The sequence below is a fragment of the Vibrio sp. 1978 genome (assembly GCF_033344345.1).
In genome coordinates this window covers 31,528-45,178 of the sequence record NZ_JAWPOP010000025.1, presented here as the reverse complement: position 1 = coordinate 45,178, position 13,651 = coordinate 31,528, and the positions used below count along the sequence as shown (strand labels likewise).

Sequence of the window (13,651 nt, the reverse complement as noted above, 5' to 3'; positions counted from 1 at the left end):
GCGCTTATTCACCAAACTGAATACGGTGCAATTGTGCATACGCACCATTTTTCTTAATAAGCTCAGCGTGGTTGCCACGTTCAATGATGGCACCATCATCAACCACAAGAATTTCATCGGCTTTCTCGATTGTGGATAAGCGGTGCGCTATTACAAGTACCGTTTTATCTTTTTGCAGCTCATCAAGTGCAGCTTGAATAGCTCGCTCGGATTCGGTATCCAAAGCCGAAGTTGCCTCATCAAGAATCAGCACTGGAGCATCACGCAATAGAGCTCGCGCAATCGCAACACGTTGGCGTTGACCACCAGACAAGCTAGCACCATTTTCACCAATCATGGTATCAAGTCCATCATCCATTTTGCTGATGAACTCCATCGCATGCGCGAGTGTTGCCGCTTTCTCGATATCACTGCGCTCATATTGGCCATCCGTTGCGTACGCAATATTGTTTGCTATCGTGTCATTAAACAAATGAACATTTTGCGATACTAGTGCAAATTGCTGGCGTAAATTCTTTAGCTCGTAATCACGAATATCATGCCCATCTAATGTGATAGATCCACTGTCAACATCATAGAAGCGGTTGAACAAGTTCGCGATGGTACTTTTACCTGAGCCAGAACGGCCAACTAGCGCCACCGTTTTTCCTCTTGGAATATCGAAGCTGACATTTTCCAATGCTGGTTTTTCTGCACCAGTGTAAGTAAAGCTTACGTTTTTAACTGAAACATCGCCATTTGCGCGTTCAACTGTCAACTTACCTTCGTTTTTCTCAGGCTCGAGGTCAATTAACGCGAAGAGCGTTTGGCTCGCGGCCATACCACGTTGGAACTGAGAAGTAACGTTAGTCAGCGCTTTAAGTGGGCGCATCAGACCAAACATTGCAGAGAAGACAACAGTAAATGTACCTGGAGTCAGTTGCTCTTTAATCGAATCAATACTTGCTAAATAAAGAACGGCAACAATTGCAAGTGATGCAATCATTTGGATGATAGGGTTAGCCGCCGCTTGAGCCGTCACCAACTTCATGCTTTGTTGACGCATTTGGTTGCTGACTTTTTCAAATCGTTTACGTTCGATGTCTTGGCCGCCATAGCTCAACACAACTTTATGGCCTTTCAGCATCTGCTCTGCTGATGCAGTTACGTTACCCATCATGGTCTGCATATTTTTGGATATTTTTCTAAAACGTTTAGAAACAACACCAATACCCCATGCTACAACGGGAGCAACAGCAAACAGCACTAGCGACAACTGCCAGCTGTTGTAAAACATCAAAACTAACAGACCAATGATACTTGCGCCTTCACGGACAATGCTCACCAACGCTTGGCTAGTTGCCGCTGACACTTGCTCTGAGTCGTAGGTTATACGCGACAATAAATTGCCCGTCTTTTCCTTATCAAAGTAAGACACTGGCATATGCATAAAGTGATTGAACACCATGCGACGGACTTGCATAACTACGTTGCCAGATACCCAGCTCAAACAGTAGGTGGAGACAAATCCACTTATGCCACGGATGAACATCATGGCAAAAATAATCAATGGAAGCGTGCGTAAAAAATCAGATTCAGCGTTCCCAAAACCTTCATCGAGTAGTGGTTTTAGCAGGGAAATCATATAGGTATCTGATATGGCATTAATAACTAATGCAATGACTGCAACGACAAGACCTGACTTATAAAGGCGAATAAATTGCCATAGACGCTTAAACGTCTGCCAAGTCGTTTCATCAGTATTTATCGACATAGAAGTGCTTTATTTTCTTACATTAAGACTCTCATTCTACTCCCTTACGCAGCATCTGCCTATACCAAGGCTCAAATGTATCGCTACGTTTGGTTTCTGAGCGCCAATTATCACGGTGAATAAAGAAGCTTACCTGACCACCCTCACCAGTATCAAGCCAAGTAATGCCAAGCTTTCGGTATGAAGCAACGACATTTTCCGCTGGCATTCCCCATCGATTGTTTTTTGCTAAAGAAGCAACCGCCACACTCGGGCTCACCGCCTCGATAAATCGAGGATTCGATGAACTTTTACTCCCGTGGTGAGGGACTAGCATCACATCGCTTTGTAACTTTCCGGGTTCTCTAAGCAAAATCCACTCGCTAATGGCCTCAATATCACCAGTAAAAAGCATACTAAAGTTAGAAATAGGGTCAGTAAGTCGTAATACACAGGAGTGCGGATTATACGCACGTTGAACAAGTGCAGGAGGCCAGAGCACTTCCATCTTTAATCCTTGCCATTTCCATTGGTCGCCTCTAGTGCAAGGTTCATATCCGATAAAGAATTGACTACTAAGTTTACGCTGTGGAGAAAAGGCATCTTCAATGAAAAAGCGGCCGCCTGCGTGATCATTATCGGAATGGCTTAGAATCAGTGTATCTATGCTTTCATAACCTCGTTGATGCAAAACCGGAGTGACGACCTGCTCTGCGATACTGCCACTTTGCCATGCTTTACCAGTGTCATACAGCAACACCTTGTCGTCTTTTTCTACAACCACTGCAAGGCCATGACCTACATCTAATACATCGATACGCCAATGCGGTTCATACTCCGCTGCAAACTTGATACTAATAACGATGCCGAGTAACAAATACCACGCGTACTGAGACATGAACCGTTGAAATATTAAGCAAACCACTATCACCATAACCAGCATTGTCATTTCCATGCTAATGGGTTGCCAAGAACCTACTGCGTACTGTATTGACGTGCTCAATGGCTGTAATGACCAGTCCACCAAATGCCACAGAGGCTTCGCTATCATTTCAAGAAACAAAGATGAGAACAGGGCTAGAAACATCAAAGGTACAACGATAAATCCGAACCAAGGAATAAATACCAAGTTGTAGGCTATTGAGGACAAACTAAAACCGGAGAAGAAATGGCCACTAACAGGTACGATTAAAGCGCTCAACATCAATTGAGTAAGCAATAACGCTTTTAATCGCGCTTTCCAACCTCCCCTTTGATGTCGAATCAAATTAATTGCGAACAATACCGCACAAACGGAGAGGTACGATAACCAAAAGCTCATACTGTAGGATGCAAAAGGTTGGACAAGCAGTTGTAGAGATACTGCAAGCAAAAGAACTCGCCAAGAAGTCCAGTGCACCAGAGTATACTTCAGGAGAACGTAAACAACGCATACCGACACTGCTCGCGTAGTAGGCAGAGAGAAATCCGCTAACCAAGCGTAGGCAACAGCGAAGATCAGCCCATATAAGCTAGGTAACAACTGGTATTGGGGTAATAGATAACGAACGGTACCGCCCACGACTAGCCCAAAAGTAAACGCCATACCAATATGTAAACCAGAAATGGAGACCAAATGCAGTAAACCACTGTCCCTGAGCGCTTGCCAATCTTCCTTAGACAACCAAGAACGGTCAGCAAAAACTAACGCACTTATTAACGAGAAATGATGAAGGGAAGACACATCATCAGCGACATCGGCAATAATGGATTGACGCAGAGATACATTAGAACGAACAATCCACTTAGCATCTTTGTTAACAACCGCTCGGGCGATAATATTTTTACCCATCGCGTGCTTTTCAGCATCAAAGCCAGCTTCGTTGCGTAGACCTGTAATCGGCTTTAACGAGATGGATGTCGTAAACTCACTGTTAACATCGAGTGGAAAAGGCGTAATAAGACGGATTTTAGGTTTAAGAAAAGGTAACAGAGTTTGAGAATTTACCGCTTCTATAGCGACAATACCTTCATAACCGTGACTTATTTGCGTAAAAGGGCTGTCAACTTTACCAATTATGGTAATATTCTCCCCTGCTTGAAAAAGGGCTTGTCTCTGAGACTCCAATACATTGCCGTGGACGATGACAACCATAAAGCCCGCAATTGCGCCTATGCTAATTAAGCCACGACGTAATTTGATTATTGAGCCAGTGGTTATTATTCCCAGCAGCAACCAACGCCAATCTGGTATTGTCGGCCACCAAGCTGACGAGATTACGCTCGCTACAAATAACGCCAAGGTCCAACTTTTTTCTGAGAGAGTCATGCTGTCCTATGCCTAGAAAGCTGATAAAACGCTTCATGCCAGATCATGAATTGATCAAACGCCAAAAAGCATTGAAGGTCTTCGGCAATGTGTTGTACAACCCAAACTTGTGGTGCTTAAACCGCCGCTCGGCATCAGGGGCTTTTGCTGTCGGGTTATTTATGGCTTTTGTTCCGCTGCCGAGCCAAATGATCATGGCCGCTGGTTTGGCCATTATGTTGGGTGTCAATCTGCCCCTCTCCGTCGCTTTGGTATGGATCAGCAATCCTATCACTATGCCTGTGCTATTTTACTTTGCGTACAAGCTAGGTGCTCTAGTGATGCGTCTTCCCCCGCAACCTTTTCACTTTGAACTATCGTGGGAATTCATCATGCAGCAAATGAGCACCATTGGACCTCCATTTCTATTGGGCTGCGCAATTTGTGGGGTTGTATCCGCGATTATTGGCTACTTCGGAATTCGAGGGCTTTGGCGCTACTCGGTGGTACGGAGCTGGCAAAAACGCAAAATAAGATAAGACCTTACTGCGTAAAAATCAGCATTTGAGCTATCAGTTGAGGGGCATCTAACAGTTAGAATGAAACGCGATGTTACTCAAGTCGGATAAATACAAAAAAGGACCGAATTCGGTCCTTTTTGTTTTTCGCATATTGTAAAATAATCAGCTATTTAGAACTCAGTACAGCCGCCGGATTCAACCTTGCGGCACGAGAAGCAGGATACCACGTCGCAAGTAAACTAAGCACTATCGCCGTCACTGACACCAATGCGACATCTGGCCAGTGTAGTTGTGATGGTAAGAAGTCAACAAAGTAAATATCACCCGATAAAAACTGATGACCGATTAAGCTCTCTAGCCCTTTAATTAACGGAGTCAGGTTTAACGCTACTAAGACACCGATAACACTGCCGACGAGACTACCAAATACACCAGAGAATACACCTTGCCAAACAAAGATCCGTTTGATTAGGCTATCTTTTGCTCCCATTGTTCGCAAAATTGCAATTTCCGCCGCTCGGTCTTTCACTGCCATCATCAACGTAGACACAATATTAAAACATGCCACGCCAATCACCAGTACCATCACCAAGTACATAATGGTGCGCACGAGCTGAATATCGCGATACAAAAAACCAAACTTTTGCTGCCAGCTTTTCAAATACACGTAAACATCAACCATGCTACCAACCTCGCGAACAATAGAAGGCGCATTGAGAACATCGTCCGTTTTTAGTGAGATGCCAGTGACCCCTTCCCCTAACCTCGCGTATTGCTGAGCATCCGCTAATGGTACTAACGCTAGAGAGTGGTCGATTTGGCCATTCAACGTTAAGAACCCTGACACCTTCACGCGCACACGCTTAGGAGCCTGCACTTTATTTGCGCCGCCTGTTTGCGGAATCATCAACGTAACGTAATCCCCCACGGCGACATTTAGCTCGTTTGCTACACCTCGGCCTAAGATCACTTGCTGCTGACCGGCATAAAAGTTTTGCCAAGCTTCTTGGTCAATAAAATTCGATAAGCTCGACACCGCTTGCTCGAAAGTAGGCTCTACACCACGAACTTCTATCGCTTTTAGCTTACTGCCTTTTTCTGCCAAGCCCGTAAAACGAACGTACGGTGCTGCCGCAACAACATGTTCATGTTTTAGAGCTTGATTCATCGTTTTGGTGTAGTCATGAAGTGGTCCATTAACACCTTCTAACTCGCCGTGTGGGATCACAGACAACACACGCGATTGCAGCTCGCGCTCAAAGCCATTCATTGCAGACAAACCGATAATGATCACAGCAACGCCAACCGCAATACCAATGGTCGAAGAAAGCGATATGAAAGACACCATCTTGTTGCGCTTTTTCGCTCGACTGAAGCGACCACCAATCATCAAAGCTAAAGAGGTAAACAAAACTAGCCCTCCGCAGGTGCTGTATCAGTCACAAAACGATCTACGAGCAAACCATCTTGCATGTGCATTTGACGATCCATTTTTGCTGCCAGCTCTTTGTCATGCGTGACAACCAAAAATGCAATGTTTGACTCTTTATTGAGCTCGCGCATCAAATCATAGATAGACAGTGCCGTATTGTGATCTAAGTTCCCCGTAGGTTCATCAGCCAAGACCAGATCAGGTTTATTCACCAATGCACGCGCAATCGCAACACGCTGACGCTCACCGCCCGATAACTCGGAGGGTCTATGTTGCATCCGATGACTCAAACCAACTTTATCTAACAGCGCTTTAGCCGCCTGTTTTGCATCCGCTACTTTAGCACCGCCAATCATCAGTGGCATCGCCACATTTTCAAGCGCAGTAAAGTCAGCCAACAAGTGATGAAACTGGTATACAAAACCAAGGTGCTTGTTGCGTAATGCCGCCTGTTTGTTCGAGCTCAAAGCTGATAGGTTTTGCCCTAGAAAATCAACTTCACCATGAGTTGCGTCATCTAACGCACCTAAAATATGCAATAAGGTACTTTTTCCCGAACCAGAAGAGCCAACAATAGAAACCAACTCCCCTTTGTCGATATCGAAACTTACGCCTTTCAACACTTCCGTATCTAACGAACCCTCTCGGTAGACTTTACGAATATCACGACATTCTAATAGCTTATTCATAGCGAAGTGCCTCAGCAGGTTTAACAGAAGATGCTCGATAAGAAGGATAAAGCGTAGCAGCAAGGCTAAGAGCAATCGCCAATACCACCACTAAAAGAATTTGCAGTGAATCAATCAAGATGGGTAGATGACCACCAAAGCTGAATAGCGCCACACCAGCAGATTCAAGAATCGCATTTAGATTAAGTGACAAGATCACGCCCGCAGCGCCACCAACAATCGCGCCAATTACACCACTGCTTGCACCTTGCACCATGAAAATGGTCATCACTTGAGATTGAGTCATGCCTTGAGTTTTCAATATTGCGACTTCTGATTGCTTCTCCATTACCACCATGATTAAAGCGGAGATAATATTGAATGCAGCGACACCCACAATTAGACCTAGCATAAGTCCCATCATGTTCTTTTCCATTTTCACCGCTTGGAAAAGCTCACCACGCTGTTCGCGCCAATCACTCCATTCCCATCCATCAGGCATGGGTTGGTCAGCAAAATCCGTCACCATAAATGGGTCAGAGAAAAAGACACGCCAACCAGAAACCGTGTCTTTAGGGAAACGCATCAGCTTAGATGCATCCGTCATGTTCACAATCATTAATTGACCATCAACGTCCGATCCCGTATTGAAAATGCCTGAGACAGTAAAGTTTCGCTGGCTAGGAATACGGCCAAGTGGGGTAAACTGCGTTGCGTTGGTCACCATCAAGCGCACTTTATCCCCGATTGAGACCTTTAGTGAACGCGCCAAACTGTGACCCAAAAATACATTGTAGTCACCTGCTTGAAGTGACGATAATCGTCCGGCAATCAAATGGTTGCTAATCGGATCGCCTTTCTTAGGTTCAATACCGATGAGGTAACCAGCCGTCAGCTGTGCAGAACTCTGAATAACAGCCTCTCCTCTAACGATAGGCTCCGGCTGAGATTCACTCGACATCGCTTGAACAAATGGAGGGGCAGACTCGGTCATAGGCGTTTTTCCATCGTGTTGCGAAACAACGGCATGAGGTAGCACACCTAAAATGCGTTCTTTTAACTGCGATTCAAACCCGTTCATCACAGAAAGAACCGTCACCAACGCCATTACACCGATCGTAATACCCGCCGTCGACATATAAGAAACAAATCGGCTGAACCTATCTCCAGAGCGTCCCCGAAGATACCTTAAGCCAATAAACAATGAGATAGGATGATACATATAAGACAAACCAACTGGTTGTTTTGATATAAAGCTTTAGCGGATTATCTTACCTTACTCTTCTCATTAAGAAGACAAGAGAATCGCTAAATTTGTCAACGACATGCAATAAGTCTGTATTTAGGGCAAAAAGTTCAAGGACAAATCAGCTAAACTTGATAACTTCATTCAGTTAGCGATAATCAGTGCCCTATTTCTCTTTGTTTGTTGAGTGAACAGGGAGCGCTCACTGGCAAAAGGATCGACTATATGACAGAGCAAGAATACTTTACCGTCCATCATAACCTCACCATCAACGTCGAAACGTTGAGTGCGGACTTTGCTTTGCCAGATGAAGAAACATTTGCCTCCGAAATTCCAGCACCATTTATTGTCGCCAGTGAATTTAGTCACTTAGATATGTTGGCAGACAACGCGCGTCTAGAGCTGAAAAACAAAGAGTTAAAGCATGTGATCAACTTGCTTGATACGCAAAACGCGAAACTTAACCTCTTGTTGAGCTTTATGCTTTCACAACAAGATGACGCCTCCATTCGATATCAAACGACGCAGTTTGGTGCTAGTCAACTCAGTTTCCGCTCAGATACAGCGTTAACTACTCAACAACTCGTTCGTGTTAAACTGTTCCTCGATCACCCTGCTGCGGCGATTTACTGTTACGCTCAAGTAGAAGAATGTGATGCTTCAGAGCAAGATTTCATTATCACGCTTAGATACAAGATGCTCCGAGAATCTGATCAAGATTTACTGATAAAGGCGGCACTGTATCAACAACAAAAACTTTTACGTCAGCGCTCGATGGAGCGAGATAAAAAATAATTCCTATGACAAAAGCAACGATTCTTTCCGTCACCAACCCTTCAGAGCGTGGCGACAAAAAACAGCTAGGTAATTTGCCGGGCGCAGCTCTACCTCTAGCCATTGCAGAGCTAGCCAAGCAGCATTCGAGTCACTCGCTACTCGTTGTGCCTGACCCGCAAATCGCTTTAAAGCTTCAGGCAGAGATTGAGCAATTCACCGACCAAACGGTAAGCCTGTTCCCCGACTGGGAAACGCTGCCTTACGATAACTTTTCTCCGCATCAAGAAATCATCTCTGAACGTATCGCACGCCTATACCAACTGCCAAGTCAACGTGATGGCATAACCATCGTCCCGGTCAGTACAGTATTGCAACGCCAATCGCCACGTGATTTTCTGTTGCAACACACTTTAATGGTGAAAACTGGTGATCGGCTCTCGCTAGAGAAGTTACGTGTACAACTTGAAAATTCTGGCTACCGCCATGTAGATCAAGTATTTGGACCAGGTGAATATGCAAGTCGTGGGTCTATTCTGGATCTCTTTCCTATGGGCAGCAATGACCCGTACCGCATCGACTTCTTTGATGATGAAATAGATACCATTCGCACGTTTGATCCAGAGAACCAACGCTCTATCGACGATATTCAGCAAATCCAATTGCTGCCTGCACATGAGTTCCCAACCACTAAAGAAGCGATTGAAGATTTCCGTACACGTTGGCGCACCCAGTTCGACGCACGCCGCGAGCCTGAATCAATCTACATGCAAGTGACCAAAGGCACGTGGCCCGCTGGTATTGAGTATTGGCAGCCGCTGTTTTTTGACCATACCGAGACTTTATTTGAATATTTGCCAGAAGACTCTCAAGTCATCACATATGGTGATATCGAATCTGCGGTCGATACTTTCTTAACCGATGTCGAATATCGATACGACCAGAAAAAAGTTGATCCGTTGCGTCCTCTTTTGACTCCTGAACAGCTTTGGTTGAAAAAAGACGAACTTTTCAGTCAACTAAAACAGCTCCCTATCGCTCAATTGAGCCTAGATAAAGTGGTTAAGCGTGCCGGTCGTCAAAACCTACCAGTACAATCGTTAGCCGAGCTTGGCGTTCAACAACAAAATAAAGAGCCGCTCTCGCGCCTTCGTCAGTTTAGTGAGCAATTCAGCGGCAAAATCGTTTTCTCGGTAGAGTCAGAAGGTCGTCGTGAAGCACTAACGGAGCTGTTGCAAGGCATCAAAGTTCGGCCAGTCGTACATGGCTCACTTTACCAAGCTCTAGACTCGGGTGATCGATTCAGCTTGATCTTAGGCGCAGCAGAGCATGGTTTCATTCACGAAGAGCTGAACTTCGCTCTGATCTGTGAAAGTGATCTACTCGGTGACCGTGTTATCCAGCGACGCCGCAAAGATAAAAAAGCCGTCAACAGTGACACCGTTATTCGCCATCTTGCGGAACTAAAACCCGGTCAACCTGTGGTTCATATTGATCACGGTATTGGCCGCTACATCGGTTTACAAACACTTGAAGCCGGTGGCATGAAAACGGAATACGTCACCCTTGAGTATCAAAACGATGCCAAGCTCTACGTGCCAGTTTCATCACTGAATCTTATCAGCCGTTATTCTGGCGGCGCTGAAGAGAGTGCGCCACTGCATAAATTAGGTGGTGAAGCGTGGGCAAAAGCACGTCGTAAAGCGGCAGAAAAAGTGCGTGATGTCGCGGCAGAATTGCTGGATGTGTATGCTAAACGAGAATTAAAACCTGGCTTTAAATTTGAGCTAGATCGTGGGCAATACGCAACATTTAAAGCAACATTCCCGTTTGAAGAAACAGATGACCAAGCGATGGCCATCAATGCCGTCTTGTCAGACATGTGCCAAGCAAAAGCGATGGATCGCCTAGTGTGTGGTGACGTGGGCTTTGGTAAAACGGAAGTCGCTATGCGCGCAGCATTTGTCGCAACGGATAACAGTAAACAGGTCGCTGTACTCGTACCAACAACCTTGCTTGCTCAGCAGCATTTCGAAAACTTCCGTGACCGTTTTGCCAACTTACCAATCCGAGTTGAAGTACTGTCTCGTTTTAAATCTGCCAAAGAACAAAAAGTCATTCTGCAAGACGTTGCCGATGGTAAAGTAGATATTGTCGTTGGTACGCATAAGCTGCTTTCGAGCGACATTAAATTCAAAGATTTAGGTTTGTTGATCGTTGATGAGGAACACCGCTTCGGGGTTCGTCAAAAAGAAAAGGTCAAAGCAATGCGTGCGGATGTGGACATTCTTACCCTCACCGCAACACCAATTCCACGCACACTGAATATGGCAATGAGTGGCATGCGAGACCTGTCGATCATCGCGACACCTCCTGCACGCCGTTTAGCCATTAAAACCTTTGTTCGACAAAAAGAAGAGCCAGTGGTCCGTGAAGCGGTACTGCGTGAAATTATGCGTGGTGGTCAGGTTTACTTCCTGCACAATCAGGTTGAAACCATTGAAAAAACGGCAGAAGACTTACAGAAGCTCATCCCAGAGGCACGCATTACCGTGGCTCATGGTCAAATGCGCGAGCGCGAACTTGAGCAAATCATGAATGACTTCTACCATCAGCGCTTTAATGTGTTGGTGTGTACAACCATCATCGAAACCGGTATCGACGTACCAACGGCAAATACCATAATCATGGATCGTGCGGACAATCTTGGCTTGGCGCAGTTGCATCAATTGCGTGGCCGTGTTGGACGTTCGCACCATCAGGCCTATGCTTACTTATTAACGCCACATCCAAAAGCCATGACCAAAGATGCCATCAAGCGTCTTGATGCGATTGCTTCACTGGAAGACTTAGGTGCTGGCTTTACGTTAGCAACCCACGATTTAGAAATCCGTGGTGCTGGTGAGCTGCTTGGTGATGAGCAAAGTGGGCAAATTCAATCCGTTGGTTTTACACTTTATATGGAAATGCTGGAACAAGCAGTGCAAGCATTAAAAGAAGGCAAGGAGCCATCTTTGGATGAGCTGCTTCGTGAGCAAACTGAAGTGGAAATGCGAATCCCAGCGCTCTTACCAGATGATTACATTCCAGATGTAAACACACGACTGTCGATGTACAAACGCATTGCGAGTGTCACAAGCAGTGATGAACTATCAGAGCTAAAAGTGGAACTGATTGATCGCTTTGGTCTGCTTCCAGACGCAACAAAGAACTTACTTGCCGTCTCAGAATTGAAAATTTCGGCTGGTAGTTTAAAAGCGAAAAAGATAGAAGCCCATGATAAAGGTGGATTTATCGAGTTTTACCCTGATGCTGACATAAATCCAGCGTATTTAGTTAAACTGCTGCAATCACAGCCGCAAAAATTTGCAATGGAAGGTCCAACTAAGTTCAAGTTTAGCGTACCATTGGTGGACCGACGTAAACGCATTCAGTTTGTTCAAGACTTACTGAATGATTTTAAACAGAATTTATTACCAACGAGCTAATAGTCGAATGAGAATACTGATCCCGTTATTGCTTCTATGTGTCTCAATGCCCTCTTGGGCACAGCGCCAATTTGATATTGAAGTGATCATTTTCAAGCGAGCAGTCGACGCTGAAAGCACAACAGAATCTTGGCCGAATCAACTGCCAAAAATCGATATGGAAAATGTCGGTAGCCTAGAGAGTGAATCCTACCGCCGCTCTAAAGGCGTGACACTTTTGCCAAGTTCTTCTTTCCGTCTCAACGCGCAAGAAGCGGCACTAAATAATCATGCCGGCTTTAAAGTGCTTAAACACGTAGCCTGGCGTCAAGGTGACCGAGGTAAATCTAGCGCCCCAATTTTCCGCATCGTTGGCGGGCGAGATTTCTCTGATTCTTATCAAGCAGATGGCCGCCCAATCAATGGCAATAGTAATCAAACATTTTCCAGCGACGGTTACAGTGAAGAGACGGTCAATGGTCCTTTATATGAACTAGATGGTCGATTCCAAATATACGTACAGCATTACCTCTTCGCCGAAACAACACTAGATCTGCGCGAACCAAGTGTTAGAGAGGTGCGTTTTGAACCAACCTCAACTGAGCAATTGGCGGATGACTTAGGTGAAGTAGATGGTAACGTCCAAGTCGGTAACTTGGCAGAAATATCGCCGACAGTAACCGAAGAGAAATTCCTGAAGAGTTATCGAATGGATCAAAAACGTCGTATGCGTAGCAGCGAGACTCATTACCTAGATAACCCGTTGATGGGTATGATCATTCAAGTTCGTCGGGTTCGATAAGCACGAGCGGTTCGACAAAGCGCAGCAAAGCTGCGCTTTGTTTTTATCTGCTATACCTCAGTTATTCCTAACCAACGCAGAGCAAGGAAAATAGCTGCGTTCAAGTATAAATAGACAGCTTTCAATTTACTTACACTCAACATGGAAGTCGTATTAGTTCATGAGTCCAGACTTTGAAATCATTGCGCCCCGCTTAGCGCTCAAGCTCATCCCTGCTGAAGAAGCACATTCACTACAACGATTACTTGCAGAATCCCCTTCGCTGCACCAATGGCTTGACTGGTGTGATAAAAACGTCACATTGAAAACCGCGCAGGACTTTCTGTTGGCAACCCGTCTTAACTGGGTCAAAACTGAGGCTTTTGGTTTCGGTATCTATGAGCGGCAAAGTAACACTTTGGTTGGAATGGCAGCGGTTAATGAGTTATATCATACGTTTAATATGGCGAGTATTGGTTACTGGGTTGCCGACCGCTATCAACGGCAAGGCTATGCCCAAGAAGCCGTTAAAGCCTTAGCAGAATTCTGCTTCGCAAAGCTAAGTTTAACTCGACTAGAGATTGTTTGTGACCCCGACAACGAAGCTAGCCAAGCCTTAATTGAGTCCGTCGGTGCACAAAAAGAAGCCATCGCCAGAAACCGGTTTATTTTTCAGGGTAAGCCTAAAGATGGCGTTGTGTTCTCACTTTTACCGACAGATCTAACATAAACAAAAAGCCACC

10 protein-coding genes are annotated in these 13,651 nt (G+C 45.2%); 5 read left to right on the top strand and 5 right to left on the bottom strand.

The genetic code is table 11. The features are described from left to right. Positions 1-4 precede the first annotated feature (4 nt). The gene (msbA, locus tag R8N49_RS19790) at positions 5-1,753 is read right to left on the bottom strand and encodes a lipid A ABC transporter ATP-binding protein/permease MsbA (protein ID WP_186584398.1); all 1,749 of its coding nucleotides are present in this window, start codon (positions 1,751-1,753) and stop codon (positions 5-7) included. 31 nt (positions 1,754-1,784) lie between these two features. After that, positions 1,785-4,040, bottom strand: coding sequence for a DNA internalization-related competence protein ComEC/Rec2 (locus tag R8N49_RS19785; RefSeq protein ID WP_258489989.1), 2,256 nt, complete (start codon positions 4,038-4,040; stop codon positions 1,785-1,787). Between the two features lie 8 nt (positions 4,041-4,048). Between R8N49_RS19785 and R8N49_RS19780 the strand changes: the two genes are divergently transcribed. Further along, positions 4,049-4,558, top strand: a complete 510-nt coding sequence (locus R8N49_RS19780) for a DUF2062 domain-containing protein (RefSeq protein ID WP_005387834.1) — start codon at positions 4,049-4,051, stop codon at positions 4,556-4,558. 148 nt (positions 4,559-4,706) lie between these two features. On the opposite strand, the gene lolE is transcribed toward R8N49_RS19780, so the two are convergent. Genes lolE through lolC form a run of 3 tightly spaced genes read right to left on the bottom strand, consistent with a single transcriptional unit; the run spans position 4,707 to position 7,862 of the window. Then, entirely contained in the window at positions 4,707-5,951 is a 1,245-nt protein-coding gene (gene lolE, locus R8N49_RS19775; RefSeq protein WP_025766930.1) for a lipoprotein-releasing ABC transporter permease subunit LolE, read from the bottom strand. A gap of 2 nt (positions 5,952-5,953) precedes the next feature. Further along, positions 5,954-6,661: a lipoprotein-releasing ABC transporter ATP-binding protein LolD gene (gene lolD, locus R8N49_RS19770; RefSeq protein ID WP_104975985.1), complete on the bottom strand. Its 708-nt coding sequence runs from the start codon at positions 6,659-6,661 to the stop codon at positions 5,954-5,956. Continuing rightward, positions 6,654-7,862 carry a lipoprotein-releasing ABC transporter permease subunit LolC gene (lolC, locus tag R8N49_RS19765; RefSeq protein ID WP_031778997.1) on the bottom strand — a complete coding sequence of 403 codons (1,209 nt, stop codon included), beginning with the start codon at positions 7,860-7,862 and terminating at the stop codon, positions 6,654-6,656. Before lolC ends, lolD begins: the two co-directional genes overlap by 8 nt. Before the next feature lie 249 nt (positions 7,863-8,111). Here lolC and R8N49_RS19760 point away from each other — a divergent pair, with 249 nt between their 5' ends. The 4 genes from R8N49_RS19760 to R8N49_RS19745 all read left to right on the top strand — a co-directional run bounded on the left by R8N49_RS19760 (position 8,112) and on the right by R8N49_RS19745 (position 13,638). Further along, positions 8,112-8,681, top strand: a complete 570-nt coding sequence (locus tag R8N49_RS19760; RefSeq protein ID WP_017634743.1) for a hypothetical protein — start codon at positions 8,112-8,114, stop codon at positions 8,679-8,681. A 5-nt stretch (positions 8,682-8,686) separates the two neighbouring features. Further along, the gene (gene mfd / locus R8N49_RS19755; RefSeq protein ID WP_258489991.1) at positions 8,687-12,148 is read left to right on the top strand and encodes a transcription-repair coupling factor; all 3,462 of its coding nucleotides are present in this window, start codon (positions 8,687-8,689) and stop codon (positions 12,146-12,148) included. Positions 12,149-12,155: 7 nt separating this feature from the next. Further along, positions 12,156-12,929: a peptidoglycan binding protein CsiV gene (locus R8N49_RS19750; RefSeq protein WP_005387825.1), complete on the top strand. Its 774-nt coding sequence runs from the start codon at positions 12,156-12,158 to the stop codon at positions 12,927-12,929. A 160-nt stretch (positions 12,930-13,089) separates the two neighbouring features. Next, on the top strand, positions 13,090-13,638 hold the full coding sequence (locus R8N49_RS19745; RefSeq protein WP_005387823.1) for a GNAT family N-acetyltransferase: 549 nt from the start codon (positions 13,090-13,092) through the stop codon (positions 13,636-13,638). Positions 13,639-13,651: the final 13 nt, after the last annotated feature.

Coding starts and splice junctions, on each gene's coding strand:
- mfd (WP_258489991.1), top strand. CDS start 8,687: ATGACAAAAGCAACGATTCTTTCCGTCACCAACCCTTCAGAGCGTGGC.
- R8N49_RS19745 (WP_005387823.1), top strand. CDS start 13,090: ATGAGTCCAGACTTTGAAATCATTGCGCCCCGCTTAGCGCTCAAGCTC.
- R8N49_RS19750 (WP_005387825.1), top strand. CDS start 12,156: ATGAGAATACTGATCCCGTTATTGCTTCTATGTGTCTCAATGCCCTCT.
- lolD (WP_104975985.1), bottom strand. CDS start 6,661: ATGAATAAGCTATTAGAATGTCGTGATATTCGTAAAGTCTACCGAGAG.
- R8N49_RS19760 (WP_017634743.1), top strand. CDS start 8,112: ATGACAGAGCAAGAATACTTTACCGTCCATCATAACCTCACCATCAAC.
- R8N49_RS19780 (WP_005387834.1), top strand. CDS start 4,049: ATGCCTAGAAAGCTGATAAAACGCTTCATGCCAGATCATGAATTGATC.
- lolC (WP_031778997.1), bottom strand. CDS start 7,862: ATGTATCATCCTATCTCATTGTTTATTGGCTTAAGGTATCTTCGGGGA.
- R8N49_RS19785 (WP_258489989.1), bottom strand. CDS start 4,040: ATGACTCTCTCAGAAAAAAGTTGGACCTTGGCGTTATTTGTAGCGAGC.
- msbA (WP_186584398.1), bottom strand. CDS start 1,753: ATGTCGATAAATACTGATGAAACGACTTGGCAGACGTTTAAGCGTCTA.